Here is a 20,042-nt window from a genome sequence, read left to right on the forward strand (position 1 = left end):
ACAAAAACTTTACAATTTGTCTTCGGTTCGGATTGGCATCTCAGCTTCCCCGCTTTATCCCGCGATCTTTAACGTGAGGCGAACTCCACCACACGGATTCGTTGCAACTACTTGTTGACCGTAGCTTCGTGCATTGGTCATATCATTCGCATTGTCGATGAAGAAAATACCTGGCTCAGCAGCATATGTCGCACATACATTTACTAAGTTCCAAAGTTCTTTTGCTTTAATTGTGCGGTCCGTACGAACAGGATAGCCGAGCTTCTCCCATTCACGAACATCGCCTACTTCATGCCATTTCTCATTGTAATCTTTCATTTGCTCTGGTGTGTAATTTGCCACATCCGGGAAGCGTAATGGGAAATCTTCATCATTTTCAACTGCGGCCATAAATTCTTTCGTTAATGTCACCGAAATATTCGCACCTGTTAAAAACTCTGGATTGTGTACAGTATACGTACCACCATCGCGTAATTTTGATTCTGCATCACGGATAATTGCCGCGTTAAAGCCACCGAATCCTTCGATATTTTTAAAGTTGACAATTCCTTGGTACATTGCATCTTCTTGCTGCGTTAATGGCTTGAATTTCAGCTTTTCTTTTGCTAAACGGATAATGGATTCATCCGCTGTATTTTCAATTAAATAACGTAAAATACGTGGGTTTTGCATTTTTGAAATAATAAATTCCACGATATCTGGGTGCCAATCGGCTAACATAATCATTTGAGCTCCACGGCGACTTCCACCTTGTTCTACAAGATGAGTCAACTTAGCAATATCATCTAACCAGCTAACTGAACCAGATGATTTACCATTTACACCGCGCGCTAATGTGTTGCGTGGACGAAGCGTTGAACCGTTCGTACCAACACCGCCACCGCGACTCATAATTTCCATTACTTGCTTACGGTGATCACTAATGCCTTCACGGGAATCCGCTACAAATGGCATTACATAACAGTTAAAGAATGTTACTTCTGTTTCAGAACCTGCTCCATAAATAACACGTCCAGCTGGAATAAATTTTAGGCTTACAAGCTGCTCATAAAATTTTTCAAACCATTCTTGACGTTTCTCTTCTGTCTTTTCTACAGATGCTAAACCTGTTGCATTACGTTTTGCAATTTGCTCGTAGTAGATTTCTAAAGGCTTTTCGATAATATCTAATGAACGTACAATGATACCCGTTGCTTGCTCGCTCTCATCCAATACATGGCGATAATCGGCTTCAATCATAATCGAGGCTGTCTTGTTTTCATGGTCAATCGATTGTATAATCCCAAGGCCACGTGCAGGGAATTTCGGATCTTGTTTTACCGTTAATACGACAAAATCTCCTGCTTTTAACGTTTTCTTTTCCGTATCTTTAAAAGAATAACGGTCAATCATGACAAGACGTGATACCCCTTTATGCGTAATATGCATATCAGATGTAATTGGATGCACCTGGGGGAATTGTTCGATATCTTGATTTAGCTGATTAATTTGGATGGTTTGCTCTAGTACACTTGCCATCAATGAAGCCTCCTTTTGAAAATTACTCTAAATTATTTATTCCCAACAAAAATCAAAATCAAACACAATATATTGTGTTTGATTCTTCGTTCGGAATCTATATGTTGATTTTCTTTTATTTCCTTAAAAAAGATTACAATATAAATTTATTTCAATCAAGGGGTTGATTTTTTAAAATTTCTTAAACCTCAATAATATCAACGTTTCCCGCGTTAAAAATAATTTTACAAAAAATAAAACAAGTGTTCGCAACCTATTTTTTAAAGTTCCATTCATCTGTCAAGTATTTAGATTGCTCTAATTGTTTGACATATTGAAGTTGCTCCGTCGTTAATTCATATGGAACTAATTCAATGTCCAGCGCCTCTTCAAACCCTTCTGAGAACGCGTTCACACACTGTTCAATTGTAAAAGGTGTTGTTGCTAATCGATTCATCGCAACCGCCTTCTCGGGCAATTTCAAACGCATTTTTTCTTTTGCTTCAGGCGATGTAAAATTAAATAGTGATAACAATAATTCTTCATCAAGCTCTATTAAAATTGCACCATGTTGAAGTATAACATCCTTTTGGCGAGTTTGCGCACTCCCAGCAACTTTTTTCCCTTCGACAACCAATTCATACCAACTTGGCGCATCAAAACAAACCGCACTTTTTGGTTTTTTTAAATCTGCTAAGCCTTCTTGCGTCTCTGGAATACTAAAATAAGCGTCTAAACCTAATTTTCTAAATCCAAGTAGTAACCCCTCACTTAATACGCGATACGCTTCTGTAACCGTTTCAGGCATATTCGGATAATTTTCAGAAACAATAATGGAATATGTAAGTTCTTGATCATGTAAAACAGCTCGTCCACCTGTTGGCCGACGAACAAAACCTAAATTTTGTTCCTTCACTGCCTGCAAATTAATATCACGTTCTGCTTGTTGAAAATAACCGATCGATAAAGTCGCAGGGTTCCATTCATAAAAACGGATGATTGGTGGCATACTTCCCTCACTATGCCAATCTAATAACGCTTCATCTAATGCCATATTAAAACTCGGACTGCACGGACCTGAATTGATAAAACTCCATTGTTTTTTCAAAATCTTTCACCTTCAATTCATATATTTTGCAAACTGACTCGACTAACTGAAATACATCTCTTATAATAGACATAGAGAACGAAAGGGGCAATATAGCAGTGACAATACTTTATTCCATTTTAGCCGTTTTAGCGATAATTATTATTTATGTAGTAATCAATTCATATCGCTTAAAAAAAGCTGTAACAAATTTAACACAAGAAGAATTTATTAAAGGCTATCGAAAAGCACAATTAATCGACTTACGTGAGCCGAAAGAATTCGAGGCAGGACATATTTTAGGTGCCCGTAACATTCCGACAACACAGTTTGGGACACGCCATAAAGAAATTCGTCCAGATTTACCGGTCTACCTATACTGCCAAAATTCAGGCCGTAGCGCGCGTGCAGCGTTGTCTTTAAAGAAAAAGGGCTACACTCAAATTTATCAATTACAAGGCGGCTTCAAAACTTGGACAGGTAAAGTAAAAGCAAAATAAATTCGAAAATCCAGCTCCCTATTTTTATAGGGGGCTTTCTTCTTAACTTGTTTTATGACAATTCCATGAACACCCCCTAAATTGGAGTTTCTTCTATATAAAGGCCGCCGTTAAAGGTCGAACAACTAACTTCTAGTAAAGTTGGACAAAATTAAAGATAAAGGATGGTTAATTACATGAAAATCGCCGCGCCAAAAACCGCAAATAACTTACCAAAGCATTCCTTCCATGATGTGCAATTGGAAGAAGAGTTGGAGCTATATGATTGCCAAATAATTGACGATGAATTCGAAAGTGAACAACTGGATCACATACGTATTTCCACTGCCCATATTAAAAATTCAAATTTAATCGGATCGAGCTTTTCAAAAGCAGATTTTCTGGATGTTACGTTTGAAAACTGCGACTTATCAAACGTTCACTTGGACGGCTCTAATATACATCGTGTCCACTTCAAAAATTGTAAATTACTTGGCGTCAACTTTACAGATGTCCGCTTTGGCAATGTAACATTTGAACAGTGTATCGGCAACTTATCTGTTTTTTCACAGTCCAAATTCGATAAAGTCCGATTTGTCGAATGCGAGCTTAAACAAACTGATTTTTATGATTGTACCTTTAAAAGCATTGAATTTGAACAATGCAATATTAACGAAGCAAATCTCGAAGAAACGAAACTTGCGAAAGTTGATTTAAGTTCATGCACATTTGAAACGTTAACGGTTGGCCTCAATTCATTAAAAGGTTGCACCGTTTCTGCACAGCAAGCAGCACTACTCGCCTCACTTATGGGGTTGATTGTTAAACACTAAAAGGAAGCCGATTGGAGTACTTACCACTCCAATCGGCTTCTTTTATATTTTTATTTTCGTCGCTTCCTTTAAAGCTTTTTCCTCTACCGGAATCCGCACAGCAAGCATAACAAAATTTAATAATGTGAAACAAACGACGGTAAAATACGCTTGGAACATGAGTGGCAGCACTAAAATTTCAAGACAGACGACAGCGTAATTAGGATGCGGTATAAATGCATATGGACCTTTTTTGACAAGCATTGCCCCAGGTAAAATGATGATTTTCGTATTCCAGAACGACTTTAATGATGTAAGGCACCAAATTCTCATAAGCTGTAAAAATAGGAAAACACCTAGCAACAAGTAATTTGGCGTCCATAACGCGTTACTATACATCACTTCGATAATGAGACAGACAAAAAAACTACTATGCAATAAAATCATGTAAGGATAATGGGAAGCCCCTACTTCATACGCTCCTTTTGCCAGCATCGTTTTTTCATTGCGTTTCGCCACAACAAGTTCCACTAACCTTTGCAAGATGACGAATGTAACAATGATTGCAAATACCACATCAATCCCTCCATTCCAGTAAAACCGCCTCACCGCTAAAGCCCGGACCTAGTGCAACTAATAATCCGAGTGTGTTTGCTGCTTTTTCATTTAACATAAATTGTTCGAGCACATATAAGACGGTTGGCGACGACATATTGCCGTGATGTTTTAAAATATTTCGGGAAATGGCAGTGTGTATGCTGTCTAACTGCAATGCCTCCTCATATGCATGCAGCACTTTTTTACCGCCAGGATGTGCAACAAAATGATCAATTTGTTCTGGTTGAATGTCATAATCACTTAAAAATCGATGAATAAACGGACCAAGCCATGTAGAAATAATATCCGGAATGCTTTTTGCAAATACGACATGCAAGCCCCCTTCTTTCACTTCCCAGCCCATGACATCCTCTGAATTTGGCATCCATTTTGATTTTCGACCAATAATATGCGGTACTGACTTGTCCTGTTCTAGTTCGACCCTATCTCCACAAATGAGAACACAAGCCGCGCCGTCTGCAAACAAGGATGCCCCGACGATATTACTTTTTGAATAATCATCTTTTTGGAAAGTTAAACTACATAACTCAATACAAACGACAAGTACTTTCGCTTTTGGATACGCTTTGCAATAATCAAAGGCACGACTCACCCCCGCGGCTCCCCCAGCACAGCCAAGTCCCCAAATCGGCAAGCGCACGACTTCATCTGAAAACGGTAGGATGTTCATGACACGCGCATCAATACTTGGCGTTGAAATACCTGTACTACTAACAAAAATGACGGCATCAATATCCTCCGTAGCAATCGCAGTTTGTAAAAATGCTGGATTCGTCAAACATTTTTGAATGACTTCCACGCTATATGCAACGGCTAGTTCGATATATCGTTCATTGCGGTCCTCAAATGTATGCTCTTCCCGATACCATTCAGGTGGCACACAAAATTGACGCGTTTCAATTTCACCGTTCACAAAAACATTAAGCAACCGATCAATTTTAGGCATTTGCTGTTGAAAGAGCTCTTTCGTTAATTGTTGAATATTCGATTGTGCCAATGAAAAAGGCGGTGTATATGTACCGACAGAAGCTATTTTTGGCAAGGTCATGTCCCCTTTTAACTTTATTCAGCAGTAATCCCTACTTCTATATGAGTGCAGGATGAATTCCAAGTATCACCTTAATTTAGTGGAGTTTTACCCCCAGCTGAATCAAGTTAATGCCCAGGCGGATGTCACAGATTTTTTAGAGGAGTTTTAAAAAGGAAGTCAGCCTAAAGACGTCACATCGTGTGACAACGGCTGACTGACCCACGTCCTGTGGGCCCTCGAAAAAAATCTGGATTTAATTTAGCCGAGGCGTAATTGATATACTGCATTTCTACCAATATATTAAATGCACGTGAAAAATATAACGCTTCCCTAAATGTTCTTGATGAAGTGAATTCAATCCATTTGCAATCAAAATCCCCCTAACCATTCCGATATGGAATAGCTAGAGGGTTTGTTTGCTTTATTTATCTCGCATCAACAGACAAGAAATGCCCATTGATGAATGCTTTATTTGATTATTAGCAACCTCTTGATTTTCCGCATTTGCAATTACATGTATGCATTTGCATTTGCGGTCTAAATGGTGTCCCGCACATTGTATGCGTTTCACAGCATTCATTCACGCAAGATTCAGTATGTGGGAAATGATATTGATGATTGATCATATGTCTGTTAATAGTAGTCAAATGTGATGGTAAAACATGCGGAACTACCTCAGTTGTCATATTAATTTGTTCATATTGTTGAGTTGGTGCTATGCGCGGATCCGCGAACTGAGTAGGACCCGATTGTGTTGGAAGCATCATTGGTTGTTGTGATGGCATTGGCATCTGCATTCCCATTTCCATTGGCATCCCCATTTGCATCGGCATCGGCATTCCCATTTGCATCGGCATCCCCATCTGCATTTGTTGTTGCGGGAAATTTTGAGAGAATTGTTCATTCATCATATCAAATTGATTGAACCAATTACCATTATTCATTTAACGCCCTCCTTCTTCATGAGTTTTGTTACATTATTAATATATGAAATTGAAAACAAGTGAACTATTTGTATGCCTATACGTTTGATGGTACGATTTGTTGAAGGATGAATTTTTGAGAAGAATAGGATGTGGCAACAGATGAATTTACAAACAGTTATGCAAGAATTAGAGGCTTTAGGTAAGGAGCGCTCGAAAAAAATGTACCAATCGAACGGCGCATCTGAACCACTTTTTGGCGTTGCGACGGGTGCGATGAAACCGCTCGCTAAACCGCTCAAAAAAAATCAAGCCCTAGCGGAAGAACTTTATGCTACGGGCAATTATGATGCGATGTACTTTGCAGGAGTTATTGCGGACGCCAAAGCTATGACAAAGGATGATTTTGAGCGTTGGATTAACGGTGCCTATTTTTATATGCTATCGGATTATGTCGTTGCTGTAACATTAGCTGAATCAGATCTTGCACAAGAAATCGCGGATGAATGGATTGCAAGCGGTGATGAATTAAAAATGTCTGCTGGTTGGAGTTGCTACTGCTGGCTGTTAGGGAACCGCAAAGACCATGAATTTTCAGAGCAAAAACTGTTAGGTATGCTTGAAACCGTTCAAAATTCGATTCATAATGCGCCAGAGCGTACGAAATCTGCGATGAATAATTTCCTCTATACAACAAGTGTTTCGTTCTTACCTCTTCATGAAAAGGCAATGGAAATCGCACAGGCTGTTGGTCCCGTTGAAATTAAAAAGGACAATAAAAAAAGTAATTTTGTACATGCCTATGAAAATATTCAGAAAGAGATAGATAGAGGGCGGATTGGTTTTAAGCGGAAATATGTAAGATGTTAACGTCAAAGAGCATGTTGAATAGGTGAAATTCAACATGCTTTTTACTGGAGTTTTTTAGGGATAGTTGGAGAATAAATTATGATAGAATAAAAATAAGGGAGGGATTAAATGGATATCATCCAATTGACCATTATGCCAATTGTCGTTGCGCTCATCGTAACATTTATTTTTACGAACATTTATAAAAATAAGGAAAAGGTTGATCGTGGTTTTACTTTTAATTATTTCGGACTCTCCTATCGTAGGAAAATGATTCGAACGCTTTACACTTTCCCCATTTTAATCGTGGCATTCGTCAGTTTATATGCCGCTTCACTTTTAAGTTTTCGTTATTTGCTATTCTTACTGCTCATGACGGTTATCGGATTTAGCATTCAATTTTTCTATAATTATAAAAGGTGGAGGCAACATGAATCCTCAGTTTAAATAACTGGTGCAAAAAAACTCTCACCTTGTGAACATTGCGGTGAGAGTCGTCTAATCAATCTAACTTCAATACAATTGGATTAACTCGATTTTTTACCTTTATAGTTGTTGGAATTAATTTAAAACTATCTGGAACTTCTGTGAAATTTTCAAATTCCAATTTATAAACTGTGCGATTATTAATATAATTTTTCGTCGCATTATTAAAACCAATCAAACGATTATCCCACTCCATATTCCAATTAGAAACCAGTACTTCTGGCTTACCCTCTGTAGAAATTGTTATATGGAATATATCTTGTTTGATTTCTAATGAATCAATTGTATAAGTTACGTTATGAAATTGAAATGGCTGTAACTGTGTTGGATTGACTTCCACCTCAAATAAATCGAATATAGAAGCTTCCATTTGAAGTACTTCAAACGTTGCAGGTTTCGTATACTTTGGGACGGATGTCGTGTAAATCATTTCGCCCAATATATCTGTACCCCCACCACTAGAGGAGTACTCTGGAATCATTGGTTGTTCACCTTCTTTAGTTTTGAAAGTAGCTAAAATTAGATTTCCTGTTTCATCTCGAATTGCAAATTGAACTTTTGACCTTACTTTACCGAAAAAATCATCTTGCGCTTCAACAACTCTAGGTATATTCGCCACTTCTATATATTGGTATTTATTTAAAAGATGCTTATATAAGTTATCTTGATCTTGCTGGTATGGTTCTTTAAATTTAACTCGATAATGAATATCGATATTTTCCCCATTTTCGACAACCTCATCAATAGCAACATCTAAGAATGGTTCGCTATAATTTAAAATTGGTTCTTCTACTGCTTGCTTTACTTGTGTACTACTATTCGTTTCTCCTAATGCTATTGGTTCCTCAATCGGCTGTGTCATTTCATTCGGTGTTTGATTCCAATAATAAAGAGTGAAACTTAACATAATAACAGCTGCACTAATTACAGAAATTTTTAAAGTATGCCAAGTCTTTTTACGCTTTGTATCCATTTGAATACGTTGCATAATAGCATCCGATTGACTATGTGTCAGCATTGGTGTATTGAGCTGCGCAAATAAATTCTTTTGTTCATTTACTAGTTGCTTATATTCATTTTGACAATTTTTACAGTAACGTAAATGATTCTCTATTTTTTGTTGCTCCTTTGCTTCTAAAAAACCTTCTACATAATCTTCCAACACGTTCAAATCACATTTCATTAAAGTAACCCCCTTTTGTCATTGCGATTGACCTTAATTTTCTTTTACTACGATGTAACTTGTTACGAACATCATTTAAAGTAATTTGAAGTACCTCACTTATCTCATCGTAACTTAGTCCATTAACATATTTCAGTAGCAATACCATGTAATCCGCTTTATCTAGCTGTTGAAGAAGTTGTTCTAGTTCCTCATTTCTTTCACGTAACAACAATATTTTTTCAGGATAACGACTATCTGTTATCTCACTCTCAATCTCTATCGTTTGATGCTTATGTTTTCGTAAATAATCGAAACAATAATTGACCACAATTCGATAAAGCCAAGCATTAAATGAACCTGTTTTTTCATATTTATGTAGGCTATAAAATACTTTTATAAAAATATCTTGTACAATATCTTCTGCAGCAGCATGATTACGTATAATTCTGATAACAGTTGTAAAAACCTTCTGCTCATAATAATTAATAATATGAGCAAAGTAATGATTTTCACCGTTCTTTACTCGTGTAATCACTTCATCCATCTCCATCGGATTCACCTCCCTACTACTATAACGAATAAAATTTAATTTCCTCTCAAACATTATTAAATTTATTTTAAATCTTCCGTTTTAATAGCCCATTTCCCTCAATTAATAGCTAAACTGCCAACATCCTATAACACGTAGACGATCTAACTTAATTCAGCAGATGTTGAAATTCTCCAGCAATCCTCCTTTTCAATATAAAAACAAACCTCGTATTATTATGAACAATGGCTGTTCAAAATACGAGGTTTTACATGTCTATCGTTATTTACCTATAAAGTAAAATTTGATTATTCTTGAATACAACTATTCTATTCAAGCTCTGGTTAGTTAAAGGTGATATTTTATGAAGGGGCTGCCACCAAGAATTATTGAAATGACTTTTGGTGGCAGCCCCTATTTTTTATTTATTCACGGAGTTCATTTCTGACAAATTTCCAAAAGTATAATTCATTTGTTTTTTTATACATCTCCGCACCTGTTTTTTCTAAAACCCTGTGCGATGGAATATTATCTTTATCCGTATCAGCAATAACATACATAACACCGGGCTGATTTAACAACCAGTTTTTCATACTATTAATAGTTTCCGTCATGTAGCCGTTTCCTTGATATTCAGGGTGAGTATAGTAACCTATTACTACTTCTCCATTTTCATTTGGAAGACCTTTTAACATTATTCCCCCAACACTACAGTTTTTATCTTTTGAGACGATTAACCAATTGGTATACCATATATAATTTCCTTCATCATCTAACAACTTTGAAAGTCTTACTTCCATAGCTTGTTTAAGTTCGGTACTAAGAAATCTACCTGATTCAAGTATAGATAACCTTAGTTCCATTTGCTTTGGATTATCAATTAATAATCTTAGATTTTCTGCACTCAGTGGAATTAATCTAAGTCTTTCTGTGTTTAATTCGATCATTCGTACACTCCTATCATAATTTTGTACGTCATTTTATAGACAAAAACAAATTTAAAAATAGGTATATGTTATTGGCAGCTACTCCTATTACATTTAATCCAAAATAAAGGAAGCATCATAATTTGCAATCCAATATTAAATGGTTACTAAAGTTTATCATCCCATTAACATAATGTAAATTATCCCAATATTAGAACGATAATTTTCTGCTAACCTGTTACGTTAGTTTAATTAGAAAAAGGCATTACAACACGAACGTGTAATACCTATTATTAGCGTTTTTAAATATTAAATTCATTTGAAAGAATCTCCCCTACATTACTCAGTTAATTTTCCATTTCAATGATCTCTTGAATTACTTCAGCAAGCGCTTCTACTGACTTATATGCTTCTTCCCACTTATTATCAACTCCACCAATATTCAATAATACGGACTCTTCTAGAATATCTTGATTGTAGGAATTACCCGTCGTTTTAACTACTACTCCTCTTGATAAACCTGGATATTTCTCTTCCATTTTTTTGTGAAGAAGTTGTGCAAATTTCTGATTTTCTATAAAGTTAGAACTTGAATCTGATACGATAAATGCAACCTTCGCATAATTTTCCCCTTTTAGATTCAAGGTTGTAACATCTTTTTTAGCTGAATCTCTGTGTATATCCAATGCCATTTTAATGTTTGGTTTTTTTTCCAAAGCATCATTTAGAAATTCTCTTGAGACCGTATATGATTGATTAAAAGAAAGACCACGTTTCCTCACTATTCCACTAATATCGCTTTTATCATGAATCGTGTTAATATTTCTATCCATTAATTCTTGAGCCAGCCTCTCACCTATAAGACTAATGTTTTCAGTATTGTGAAATGCTTCAAAAGGTTCATTTAGATTATTGTTTGGAACGAATGTTTCCTCATTATGTGTATGGTATATATAAACCAAGGTTGCTTCTTCATTAATTAAAGCGGGTTTATTTCCTTCTCCAAAAGAAGTAACATTCATAACGTCTACCTCTTTACTGCTTATAAAGAAAATCGATGATATAGCAAAAGCGCATAATAGCAATCCGATGAAAGCAAATGATGATTGTTTAACCTTCATTCTTCTATTTTTCCCCCTTGCTTTCTGCTTTAATTTTTCTTCTGCACGAATAACAAATTCTTCACGAGGTTTTAAAGGATAGTTTTCTTTAATAAGTTCAATAATTTCCTCATCAGAATGCACTTCTTTCAACCTCCCCTAAGTCTCTATTTAATCTTTTTCTAAGTTCTTTTAAAGCGCGATGATAATCTACTTTAACTTTTGATTCACTACATTGAAGCACTTCGGACGTTTCTTTTATTGAAAACTCATTGATCCCTCTTAATATTACAACGGCTCTATAATGTGGCTTCAATTTTGAAATTGCCTCATGAATATCTCTTTTCATCTCAATATGTTCGATTAGTTCATGTGGCTCTTGATCAATTGATGCCATTTGTTGAAAAAAGCTATCTTTAAAAAAGGTTATAAATTTCTTTTTTCGATAATGGTCAACAGCAACGTGTTTTGCGATGGAAAAAATCCAAGTTTTCAAATTCTTACTTCCATTAAATTTAGATAAATTATTCAGAACACGAATAAACACTTCTTGCGTATAATCCTCAGCATCATTTGGATTTCCCGAAAAACAAATAAGAAACCTATACACATCCAAATAGTATCGATTGTAAATTTGACTGATACTGTCTTCTAAGTTATCTAAATCAACCATATTTCTCTCCTCTCCTTTTTGCATTCACTTATTATTCGTTTGAAGCGCTTCAAAGGTTACAAAACTTTACATTTAAAAAAGCAGAGTAACTATTACTCTACTTTTTAAGCGAATTCAAATATCCACACTAATATTTCTCGTTCCATCATAACTCCATAGGATTAAGTATTACTTTCCCCTAAAGAAAACCCTTCAAATAGTCGTCCACCATATGGTTTCAGCACGCTTTCACACAGTTGAACAACTTTACTCTTCTCCTGTTTTATAAAAAACATCCGTAATAAAGTTCCTTTTTGTCGTAATTATTTGTTCAGTCCATTTTTCAGGTCCCCATAATTTCTATAATCTTTTGCGACGGGATTTCCCTCTATACGTTAGTGCAATAACCGCATTCTTATAACATCTTGTTGATTTTTAAATTTTATCGTGATTTTATATTCATCCTCTTTATATGTTTCAGTATTAACAGTACCAACTAAAAATGTGATAACATTCTCATTAATTTTTGTTATCATATCCCCAACATTCCCTGTTATTACCCCGTCTCTACCTTCAAATTCAATGTCAATAGTAGACAGTTCATCTTGTGATAGTTCTAAATCTTTCAATTCCATTTCAACCCAATTTACTCTTTTATCCTCATACAGTTCAGGATTGTATATATATTTGACATTCCAATATGTTCCCTCGCCGTAGAAGATCACCTCATCCGCAATATAGGTTTGTTTCATTGATGAACAAGCTGTCAAAGTAAGTATAAGAAAAATATCAAATAACACTCTCAACTTCATTTTCAAGTCACCTCTTTAGTAGTTAGTACCCTACATAAAACCATATTGAATTTTTAATACTTTCATTATAACTGGACTTTGTTAAAATTGGTATGTAATGTAAAATCCAACAAGTCATCAGAAGGGAGAGGGGTACTATTCATGGATTCTGAACAAATAAGAAGTATGGCTGTAATTTTCATCATCCTATATTTCGTTATTTATTTCGCTGTTAAACACGCAATTGATAAATCAGTGATTGGACAATCTTTAATAATGCGTGAGGAAACGCAAAAGGTAATCATTCCGGTAAGTGATGATGAAATTGAGAAAGAGTTAGAAAGTGATTTTCAATCGAAGGAGTAGGTGAATACAAAAGCTAAGATTAAAAATTCCACATATAAACTTTTACTTTTATACTTGAACCTCCAGTCACGTCACCTTTTATAATGAATTTAGTTACCAAATAATTTATTCAACTGGAGGGGAATTTTATGAAAAAGGAAAGTTTATTAAACAGGGTATTAGCATGTTTAATGCATTTGTTTTCACTTTTATTAACTTTCATTTTACCGATATTAGTATATTTCTTATCAAAGGGTAGAAATGATTATTTTACTAATCACGCAAAAGAAGGGATGAATCTTCATTTCACTTTCTTTCCGGTTTTCCTAATATTATCTTTTGTATCTAAAAAAATAAGTGTGGTTTCTGTTCTATCTTTTTCACTTATTATTTTGGAAACTATATTAATATTAGTTGCTACGATTTATACATTAAAGGGGAAAAAGTTCTCTTACCCGGTGATTAAATATTTTAAAGTATAAAATGAAGATGTTCTACGAGGTGATAATATTGGATAAAAATCTATTTACTATTGGAGAATTAGTTCAAAAATCTGGTGTAAATATCAGAACTCTTCGATATTATGACAGTTTAGAGTTGCTGAAACCAAGTGATTATACAGAGGGTGGACATAGATTATATTCAAAGGAAGATTTAACTTTATTACAAAAAATTAAAGCTTTAAAGTTTATAGGTTTCCCACTCAAAGAGATTAAAGATATATTAGAAGAACCTAATGTTGAAAGTGAAGTTTTTATTAAATCTTTAACTTTTCAAAAGGATTTATTTGAAGCGAAAAAACTTGAGATTAACCAAATTGTAACTAATTTAAATCACCTCATTAATATAACAGAAAATGAGGAAATCATTAATGTAAATGTGTTTTGCTCAATGCTACAAAAGTTAATATTTAAAGAAGATAATGAAAGATGGCTTCAAGAGCATTTTTCTAAGGATATTACTGATTCATTATTGGAAATTACTAAACAAGAGGAAATCGATTTAGATAAAAAGTGGAATAACATACTGACTAAAATTAAACGGTTAGTTTCTACTAACGCCAATCCTTCCTCAAAAGAAGCTCAAGAAACAATCGAATTATTACTAAAATTAATGGATGAAACGGCAAAGGGAAAATTAAATTCGATTAAAGAAAATTTACCATCAGCACAATCATTGGCATTCCCTAGTCCTTTTACCGAAGATGAGCAAAAGTTCATAAAACAAGCTATTGCGTATCGCCGAGATAAAAAACCTATTTGACTGCCCTTTTTTGGCTATTATCCGATGTTTTTTGTCTATTAACACCCGAATTTTGGCTATAATCAAAGTAAATTTGGCTATTAAAGGACATGAATTGGCTATTATCCAAATTCCGAACCAAGCCCCTCCTAGCTATCCACAAAAAAACAACAGCCTATCAAAATCACGAGGATTTGATAGGCTATTGTAATATTTAGCAGTTAAACTTCTTTCGTATAACGTAAAATCGGCGTACGTGCTGCACGCGTTTCGTCTAAACGATTAATAACTGTTGTATGTGGTGCTTCTTGAACGATTGAAGGGTTTTCCATCGTTTCTTTAGCGATTTGAATCATTGTGTCACAGAATGCATCTAATGTTTCTTTTGATTCTGTTTCAGTTGGCTCGATCATTAACGCCTCTTCCACATTTAATGGGAAGTACGTTGTTGGTGGATGGTAGCCAAAGTCTAACAGGCGTTTTGCGATATCAAGTGTACGTACACCTAATTTCTTTTGACGACGACCTGATAATACAAACTCATGTTTACAATGACGATCAAAAGGTAAATCGAAATGCTCTTGTAAGCGACGCATCATGTAGTTTGCATTTAATACGGCATATTCTGTTACTGCTTTTAAGCCGTCTGGACCCATTGTACGGATATACGTATAGGCACGAACGTTAATACCGAAGTTACCGTAGTATGGTTTTACACGTCCGATTGATTGTGGACGGTTGTAATCGAAGTGGAACGTACCATCTTCTTTTTTCACTAATACTGGCTTTGGTAAGTATGGAATTAAGTCTGCCTTTACCCCTACTGGACCTGAACCTGGACCACCGCCACCGTGTGGACCTGTAAATGTTTTGTGTAAGTTTAAGTGTACGCAGTCAAAGCCCATATCGCCAGGACGTGCTTTACTCATAACCGCGTTTAAGTTTGCACCATCATAGTACACTTTACCGCCTACTTCATGAATAATCGCCGCCATATCTAAAATATTTTCTTCAAATAGACCAAGTGTATTCGGGTTTGTTAACATTAGTGCCGCTGTATCTGGACCAACAACACGACGTAAATCTTCAAGGTCAACCAAGCCGTCTTCACCTGATTTGATTGTAATTGTTTCAAATCCTGCTACTGTTGCAGAAGCTGGGTTTGTACCGTGTGCTGAGTCAGGAACGATGACTTTATTACGGTGCCCTTCTCCGTTTGCTTCATGGAAAGCGCGGATCATCATTAATGCTGTCCACTCACCATGTGCACCTGCAGCTGGTTGTAATGTTACTTCATCCATACCTGTAATTTCTTCTAATGAAGTTTGTAAATCATATAATAATTCCATTGCACCTTGCACCGTTGACTCATCTTGTAATGGGTGAACGTTAGCAAAACCAGAAAAACGTGCAACTGATTCATTAATTTTTGGATTGTACTTCATTGTACAAGAACCAAGTGGGTAGAATCCTGAATCTACGCCGTGGTTACGACGAGATAATGCTGTATAGTGACGCATAATATCAAGCTCAGATACTTCTGGAAGATCTGCTGCTTCCTCACGAACAAGCTCAGCTGGTAATAAATCTGTCAGGTCGAAATCTGGTACGTCTAATGGCTCTAAGTTATAGCCTACGCGACCTTCTTTCGTAATTTCAAAAATGAGTGATTGGTTTTCGTTATGCATTGTGAGCCCCCATTTCCGCAACAAGCGCATCAATTTCTTCTTTTGTGCGAATTTCTGTTACTGCGATTAATGCGTGATTTTCTAATTCTGGGTAAACACGACCTAAGTCAAATCCACCGATAATGCCTTTTTCAATTAAAGCTTTATTAATTTCAGTTACTGATTTATTCGTTTTTACTACGATTTCATTGAAGTGCGCACCTTGATAAAGCACTGTAAATCCAGCTGCTTCGAAAGCATTTTTCGCATAGCGCGTCTTCACGATGTTTTGCTTCGCCATTTCTTGCATACCTTGTTTGCCAAGTGCTGTCATTGCAACTGATGCTGCAAGTGCAAGTAATGCTTGGTTTGAACAGATGTTAGAAGTCGCTTTATCACGACGGATATGCTGTTCACGTGCTTGTAATGTTAATACGTAACCACGACGGCCATCTTGGTCAACTGTTTCACCAACTAAACGACCTGGTACTTTACGCATTAATTTCGTTGTTACTGCGAAATAACCACAGTGAGGACCACCGTAACCTTCTGCAATACCAAATACTTGTGCATCACCAACTGTAATGTCCGCACCTAATTTACCTGGAGGTGTTAATACGCCAAGTGCTAATGGGTTTGCTGAAACGATGAATAATCCTTTTGCATCATGCGCAATATCCGCCATTGCTTGTAAATTTTCTACTTGACCGAAGAAATTTGGATATTGAACGATGACACCTGCTGTTTGATCATCTATTAATTCTTTTAATGCTTCAACGTCTGTTACGCCATCTTTCGTTGGAATCGTAACAACTTCGATTGATTGACCATATGCATAAGTAGCAACAACATCTTGATATTCTGGATGTACTGCACCCGATACGAATAATTTTTTACGACGTGTATGACCTGCTGCTAACATACCTGCTTCAGCTAGTGATGTACCGCCATCATACATAGAAGAGTTCGCTAAATCCATGCCCGTAAGTTCAGCAATCATCGTTTGGTATTCAAAGATTGCTTGTAATTCCCCTTGAGAAATTTCAGGTTGGTATGGTGTGTATGCTGTATAAAACTCTGAACGTGAAATAACGTGGTCTACGATAACTGGTTTATAGTGATTGTAAACACCCGCGCCTAAAAACGATACGTTCGTTGCTGTATCTTTATTTTTCGCTGCTAGTTGTGCCAATTCTTTCGATAAGGCCGCTTCTGATTTCGCTGCTTTAATATTATATAAACCTTTAAAGCGTACTTGTTCAGGTATGTCCTCAAATAGCTCATCCACACTAGAAACTCCAATACGCTCTAACATTTCTTGCTTGTCTTGTTCCGTCATTGGTAAATAACGATGTTTCATACGTAACCCTCTTTTCGAATTTTATTTAATGCGTTTATAAAATGGTTTTTCAACAATAACCGCTTTTGCGAATTTATTGCGAATTTCGATTTCCAATTCTATTCCAACTTCTGCAAATGTTGCGTCAATTAAAGCCATTCCAATATTGCGTTTAGTCATTGGTGATTGTGTACCCGTTGTTACTTCACCGATTTCTTGACCATCTTTAAATACTTTATAGCCGTGACGTGGAATGCCTTTATCAATCATCTCAATGCCAACAGATTTACGTGTTAAACCCGCTTCTTTTTGAGCGATTAACGCTTCTTGTCCGATGAATTTCGTTTCTTTTTGAAGTTTTACGGCAAAGCCAATTCCAGCTTCTAATGGCGTAATGTCTTGTGAAAGTTCTTGACCATATAATGGTAAGCAAGCTTCAAAACGTAACGTATCACGTGCACCTAAACCAGCCGCAATAACACCTTGCTCTTTACCAGCATCTAAAATTTTATTCCATAAATCAACAATCGCAGCTGGAGCTCCGTAAATTTCGAAACCGTCCTCACCTGTGTACCCACTGCGTGAAACTATTACAGAATGACCCGCGACATTCACATTATCTTGGAATTTGAAGTACTTAATAGTCGTTAAGTCTGTATCTGTTAACGTTTGTAATACTTCTTCGGAAAGCGGTCCTTGTAGGGCAATTTGAGCAAATTCATCCGAGGCATTTGTAATTGTCACATCGCCTTCTAAATGTTCGTTCATCCAAGCGAAGTCTTTATCTGTATTAGATGCATTCACACATAGTAAATAACGGTTTTCTTCTAAACGATATGTTAATAAATCGTCGACTACACCGCCGTTTTCATAGCATAATGCGCTATATTGTGCGCCGCCAATCGCAATTTTAGAAATGTCATTTGATAGTAATTTTTGTAAGTATGGTAAAGCATCCGGACCTTCCACGAAAATTTCACCCATATGTGAAACATCAAATAGGCCTGCACGGTTACGAACTGCATCGTGTTCTTCCTTAATTGAAGAGAATTGTACCGGTAAATCCCAACCACCAAAATCAATTGTTTTCCCACCGTATTTTGCATATTCATCAAAAAGCGGTGTTCGTTTTAATTCATTTATCATGTATAGTCCTCCTTAAATTATGTAATCACTTTTAGTTGCATGGTTCGCTTTGATTTTGTCCTTTTATAGGAATAAAGAAGCTTAAAACCATAAAAGGGCAAAAAAATAGACAGACGAATCCCTTTTAATGAGATTCTCTGTCCTTGCACCTGAAAGTTACACCTAAAATTGAAATTCCCTTCACATTTTAGGCTTTCCCCTTTGGTGGCTGTAATAGTACAACATCACAGCTCTCTCCAGAGTTGCGTCCAATACGAGTCTTTTTGCCTGAGAGATTCATAGACCCTCTATTTGCTCCTTCGGCGACGTGACTTCACGTTCTCTCCCCGTATCTTCATCCGCATTACTATATAGCTAAGTTAATCTATATCAATTATGCCTCGGCGTAATTGCGTCCAGATTTTTCGAGGGCCCACAGGACGTGGGTCAGTCAGCAGTTGTCACACGATGTGACGTTTTTAGGCTGACTTCCTTCTTCTCTTAAAAATCTGTGACATCCGCCGGGGCTTGACTTGATTCAACCGAGGTTTGAACCCCGGTTGAATCAAGTCAATTAAGATAACTCTTAGCCATATCCTAACATTGAATGTAATGAGAACGCAATCTTTTTTTAATAATAGATAAAACACGAACCTAAACAACAATTCCACATCAATTGTTCGACTTTAGGCGATTCACTTGAAAGCCTATATACTCAACTATTTGCCTTAACGAACGATTGGCTGTCAATACTTGAATATGACCTGCTTCCCGGTAAATTTTCCTTCTGTACAAATACAGTTCTTTCAATTCTTGCTCTGTGGATGTTTGAACGATTGGACGATTTTTATCATTTCGAATACGCATATAAATATCATCAAAAAGTGCATCTAAGAAAAATACCAAGCCTGTCCGTCGCATAATTCTACGATTTTCTTCACGAATCGCAACGCCACCGCCTGTCGCAATAATGCAAGCTTCATCTCGGAAAGAGCGTAAAAACTCAGTTTCAATCTCTCGAAAGCGCGATTCTCCATATTTTTCAAATATCTCGGGTATTGTCATCCCTTGTTGCCTTACAATTTCATGGTCCATATCATAGTAAGGCATTTTAAGATAATAACTTAAGCGCCTTCCGATCGCACTTTTTCCACATCCCATAAAGCCAACTAAATATATTTTTCGCATGCAAATCACCTTCTTCTATAAACGTGCTACTTCAATTCATTATTCATTCAAAGTACTTAGTATATTTATCGTAGCACGAACGTAAATAGATTCCAATGAATTATATGTTTTTAATTGTGCAAAATAGGCATTTGTATATAGTAATACAGCCCCTGTCACAATAAATAATAAAATAATTGCACATGGAAAAAT

General features: G+C 36.1%; 21 protein-coding genes, 1 pseudogene and 2 riboswitches. Of the genes and pseudogenes, 7 read left to right on the forward strand and 15 right to left on the reverse strand.

Annotation, left to right across the window (positions count from 1 at the left end; translation table 11 throughout):
• Nucleotides 1-87: 87 nt before the first annotated feature.
• Both MHI10_RS13460 and MHI10_RS13465 read right to left on the reverse strand, forming a co-directional pair.
• Nucleotides 88-1,518, reverse strand: a pseudogene (locus MHI10_RS13460) (vitamin B12-dependent ribonucleotide reductase); the annotation flags it as partial.
• A gap of 253 nt (nucleotides 1,519-1,771) precedes the next feature.
• The gene (locus MHI10_RS13465; RefSeq protein WP_340789240.1) at nucleotides 1,772-2,551 is read right to left on the reverse strand and encodes a lipoate--protein ligase family protein; all 780 of its coding nucleotides are present in this window, start codon (nucleotides 2,549-2,551) and stop codon (nucleotides 1,772-1,774) included.
• A gap of 152 nt (nucleotides 2,552-2,703) precedes the next feature.
• Between MHI10_RS13465 and MHI10_RS13470 the strand changes: the two genes are divergently transcribed.
• Together MHI10_RS13470 and MHI10_RS13475 are read left to right on the forward strand one after the other, a co-directional pair.
• Nucleotides 2,704-3,084: a rhodanese-like domain-containing protein gene (locus tag MHI10_RS13470; protein WP_340786153.1), complete on the forward strand. Its 381-nt coding sequence runs from the start codon at nucleotides 2,704-2,706 to the stop codon at nucleotides 3,082-3,084.
• 176 nt (nucleotides 3,085-3,260) lie between these two features.
• Entirely contained in the window at nucleotides 3,261-3,896 is a 636-nt protein-coding gene (locus tag MHI10_RS13475; protein WP_340786155.1) for a pentapeptide repeat-containing protein, read from the forward strand.
• A gap of 42 nt (nucleotides 3,897-3,938) precedes the next feature.
• On the opposite strand, the gene MHI10_RS13480 is transcribed toward MHI10_RS13475, so the two are convergent.
• From MHI10_RS13480 to MHI10_RS13490, 3 genes are all read right to left on the reverse strand, one after another.
• On the reverse strand, nucleotides 3,939-4,451 hold the full coding sequence (locus MHI10_RS13480) for an isoprenylcysteine carboxyl methyltransferase family protein (RefSeq protein WP_340786157.1): 513 nt from the start codon (nucleotides 4,449-4,451) through the stop codon (nucleotides 3,939-3,941).
• Nucleotide 4,452: 1 nt separating this feature from the next.
• On the reverse strand, nucleotides 4,453-5,535 hold the full coding sequence (locus MHI10_RS13485) for a type III polyketide synthase (RefSeq protein ID WP_340786159.1): 1,083 nt from the start codon (nucleotides 5,533-5,535) through the stop codon (nucleotides 4,453-4,455).
• 467 nt (nucleotides 5,536-6,002) lie between these two features.
• Nucleotides 6,003-6,467, reverse strand: a complete 465-nt coding sequence (locus MHI10_RS13490; RefSeq protein WP_340786164.1) for a CotD family spore coat protein — start codon at nucleotides 6,465-6,467, stop codon at nucleotides 6,003-6,005.
• Nucleotides 6,468-6,608: 141 nt separating this feature from the next.
• Between MHI10_RS13490 and MHI10_RS13495 the strand changes: the two genes are divergently transcribed.
• Both MHI10_RS13495 and MHI10_RS13500 read left to right on the forward strand, forming a co-directional pair.
• Nucleotides 6,609-7,316: a DNA alkylation repair protein gene (locus MHI10_RS13495; protein ID WP_340786166.1), complete on the forward strand. Its 708-nt coding sequence runs from the start codon at nucleotides 6,609-6,611 to the stop codon at nucleotides 7,314-7,316.
• Nucleotides 7,317-7,424: 108 nt separating this feature from the next.
• Nucleotides 7,425-7,742 (forward strand): hypothetical protein, encoded by a 318-nt coding sequence (locus tag MHI10_RS13500; RefSeq protein WP_340786167.1) that lies wholly within the window; start codon nucleotides 7,425-7,427, stop codon nucleotides 7,740-7,742.
• Between the two features lie 55 nt (nucleotides 7,743-7,797).
• Here MHI10_RS13500 and MHI10_RS13505 read toward each other — a convergent pair whose 3' ends face one another.
• The 6 genes from MHI10_RS13505 to MHI10_RS13530 all read right to left on the reverse strand — a co-directional run bounded on the left by MHI10_RS13505 (nucleotide 7,798) and on the right by MHI10_RS13530 (nucleotide 12,965).
• Nucleotides 7,798-8,964 carry a zf-HC2 domain-containing protein gene (locus MHI10_RS13505; RefSeq protein WP_340786168.1) on the reverse strand — a complete coding sequence of 389 codons (1,167 nt, stop codon included), beginning with the start codon at nucleotides 8,962-8,964 and terminating at the stop codon, nucleotides 7,798-7,800.
• Nucleotides 8,954-9,496 (reverse strand): RNA polymerase sigma factor, encoded by a 543-nt coding sequence (locus MHI10_RS13510; RefSeq protein WP_340786170.1) that lies wholly within the window; start codon nucleotides 9,494-9,496, stop codon nucleotides 8,954-8,956. The genes MHI10_RS13505 and MHI10_RS13510 overlap by 11 nt, the downstream gene beginning before the upstream one ends.
• 404 nt (nucleotides 9,497-9,900) lie before the next feature.
• Nucleotides 9,901-10,422 carry a GNAT family N-acetyltransferase gene (locus MHI10_RS13515; protein ID WP_340786172.1) on the reverse strand — a complete coding sequence of 174 codons (522 nt, stop codon included), beginning with the start codon at nucleotides 10,420-10,422 and terminating at the stop codon, nucleotides 9,901-9,903.
• 326 nt (nucleotides 10,423-10,748) lie between these two features.
• Nucleotides 10,749-11,645 carry a stage II sporulation protein P gene (gene spoIIP / locus MHI10_RS13520; RefSeq protein WP_340786175.1) on the reverse strand — a complete coding sequence of 299 codons (897 nt, stop codon included), beginning with the start codon at nucleotides 11,643-11,645 and terminating at the stop codon, nucleotides 10,749-10,751.
• A complete protein-coding gene (locus tag MHI10_RS13525; protein WP_340786178.1) occupies nucleotides 11,635-12,174 on the reverse strand; it encodes an RNA polymerase sigma factor in 540 nt (179 codons plus the stop codon). The genes spoIIP and MHI10_RS13525 overlap by 11 nt, the downstream gene beginning before the upstream one ends.
• A gap of 374 nt (nucleotides 12,175-12,548) precedes the next feature.
• Nucleotides 12,549-12,965 (reverse strand): hypothetical protein, encoded by a 417-nt coding sequence (locus MHI10_RS13530; RefSeq protein WP_340786181.1) that lies wholly within the window; start codon nucleotides 12,963-12,965, stop codon nucleotides 12,549-12,551.
• Nucleotides 12,966-13,106: 141 nt separating this feature from the next.
• Here MHI10_RS13530 and MHI10_RS13535 point away from each other — a divergent pair, with 141 nt between their 5' ends.
• The 3 genes from MHI10_RS13535 to MHI10_RS13545 all read left to right on the forward strand — a co-directional run bounded on the left by MHI10_RS13535 (nucleotide 13,107) and on the right by MHI10_RS13545 (nucleotide 14,552).
• Nucleotides 13,107-13,310 (forward strand): hypothetical protein, encoded by a 204-nt coding sequence (locus tag MHI10_RS13535; RefSeq protein WP_340786183.1) that lies wholly within the window; start codon nucleotides 13,107-13,109, stop codon nucleotides 13,308-13,310.
• Nucleotides 13,311-13,438: 128 nt separating this feature from the next.
• On the forward strand, nucleotides 13,439-13,771 hold the full coding sequence (locus MHI10_RS13540; protein WP_340786185.1) for a DUF4870 domain-containing protein: 333 nt from the start codon (nucleotides 13,439-13,441) through the stop codon (nucleotides 13,769-13,771).
• Nucleotides 13,772-13,790: 19 nt separating this feature from the next.
• Nucleotides 13,791-14,552 (forward strand): MerR family transcriptional regulator, encoded by a 762-nt coding sequence (locus MHI10_RS13545; protein WP_340786187.1) that lies wholly within the window; start codon nucleotides 13,791-13,793, stop codon nucleotides 14,550-14,552.
• Between the two features lie 200 nt (nucleotides 14,553-14,752).
• On the opposite strand, the gene gcvPB is transcribed toward MHI10_RS13545, so the two are convergent.
• From gcvPB to MHI10_RS13565, 4 genes are all read right to left on the reverse strand, one after another.
• Complete coding sequence (gene gcvPB, locus MHI10_RS13550) at nucleotides 14,753-16,219, reverse strand: aminomethyl-transferring glycine dehydrogenase subunit GcvPB (RefSeq protein WP_340786190.1); 1,467 nt, start codon at nucleotides 16,217-16,219, stop codon at nucleotides 14,753-14,755.
• The gene (gene gcvPA, locus MHI10_RS13555; RefSeq protein WP_340786193.1) at nucleotides 16,212-17,558 is read right to left on the reverse strand and encodes an aminomethyl-transferring glycine dehydrogenase subunit GcvPA; all 1,347 of its coding nucleotides are present in this window, start codon (nucleotides 17,556-17,558) and stop codon (nucleotides 16,212-16,214) included. The genes gcvPB and gcvPA overlap by 8 nt, the downstream gene beginning before the upstream one ends.
• A 21-nt stretch (nucleotides 17,559-17,579) precedes the next feature.
• Nucleotides 17,580-18,683: a glycine cleavage system aminomethyltransferase GcvT gene (gene gcvT / locus MHI10_RS13560; protein ID WP_340786197.1), complete on the reverse strand. Its 1,104-nt coding sequence runs from the start codon at nucleotides 18,681-18,683 to the stop codon at nucleotides 17,580-17,582.
• Between the two features lie 135 nt (nucleotides 18,684-18,818).
• A riboswitch (glycine riboswitch) is annotated at nucleotides 18,819-18,925 on the reverse strand.
• 3 nt (nucleotides 18,926-18,928) lie between these two features.
• Nucleotides 18,929-19,021: riboswitch (glycine riboswitch) on the reverse strand.
• Between the two features lie 313 nt (nucleotides 19,022-19,334).
• Nucleotides 19,335-19,850, reverse strand: coding sequence for a shikimate kinase (locus MHI10_RS13565; protein WP_340786199.1), 516 nt, complete (start codon nucleotides 19,848-19,850; stop codon nucleotides 19,335-19,337).
• Between the last annotated feature and the right edge of the window lie 192 nt (nucleotides 19,851-20,042).

Origin of the sequence: Solibacillus sp. FSL K6-1523, assembly GCF_038005225.1 — a bacterium.
Classification (GTDB): Bacteria; Bacillota; Bacilli; order Bacillales_A; family Planococcaceae; genus Solibacillus.

Bases quoted from the DNA above. Each gene is read 5' to 3' on its own strand.
- MHI10_RS13530 (WP_340786181.1), bottom strand. From the start codon at position 12,965: ATGAAGTTGAGAGTGTTATTTGATATTTTTCTTATACTTACTTTGACA.
- MHI10_RS13505 (WP_340786168.1), bottom strand. From the start codon at position 8,964: ATGAAATGTGATTTGAACGTGTTGGAAGATTATGTAGAAGGTTTTTTA.
- gcvT (WP_340786197.1), bottom strand. From the start codon at position 18,683: ATGATAAATGAATTAAAACGAACACCGCTTTTTGATGAATATGCAAAA.
- MHI10_RS13565 (WP_340786199.1), bottom strand. From the start codon at position 19,850: ATGCGAAAAATATATTTAGTTGGCTTTATGGGATGTGGAAAAAGTGCG.
- MHI10_RS13495 (WP_340786166.1), top strand. From the start codon at position 6,609: ATGAATTTACAAACAGTTATGCAAGAATTAGAGGCTTTAGGTAAGGAG.
- gcvPB (WP_340786190.1), bottom strand. From the start codon at position 16,219: ATGCATAACGAAAACCAATCACTCATTTTTGAAATTACGAAAGAAGGT.
- MHI10_RS13540 (WP_340786185.1), top strand. From the start codon at position 13,439: ATGAAAAAGGAAAGTTTATTAAACAGGGTATTAGCATGTTTAATGCAT.
- MHI10_RS13500 (WP_340786167.1), top strand. From the start codon at position 7,425: ATGGATATCATCCAATTGACCATTATGCCAATTGTCGTTGCGCTCATC.
- MHI10_RS13515 (WP_340786172.1), bottom strand. From the start codon at position 10,422: ATGATCGAATTAAACACAGAAAGACTTAGATTAATTCCACTGAGTGCA.
- MHI10_RS13525 (WP_340786178.1), bottom strand. From the start codon at position 12,174: ATGGTTGATTTAGATAACTTAGAAGACAGTATCAGTCAAATTTACAAT.
- MHI10_RS13475 (WP_340786155.1), top strand. From the start codon at position 3,261: ATGAAAATCGCCGCGCCAAAAACCGCAAATAACTTACCAAAGCATTCC.
- MHI10_RS13490 (WP_340786164.1), bottom strand. From the start codon at position 6,467: ATGAATAATGGTAATTGGTTCAATCAATTTGATATGATGAATGAACAA.
- gcvPA (WP_340786193.1), bottom strand. From the start codon at position 17,558: ATGAAACATCGTTATTTACCAATGACGGAACAAGACAAGCAAGAAATG.
- MHI10_RS13535 (WP_340786183.1), top strand. From the start codon at position 13,107: ATGGATTCTGAACAAATAAGAAGTATGGCTGTAATTTTCATCATCCTA.
- MHI10_RS13510 (WP_340786170.1), bottom strand. From the start codon at position 9,496: ATGGAGATGGATGAAGTGATTACACGAGTAAAGAACGGTGAAAATCAT.
- MHI10_RS13465 (WP_340789240.1), bottom strand. From the start codon at position 2,551: ATGGCATTAGATGAAGCGTTATTAGATTGGCATAGTGAGGGAAGTATG.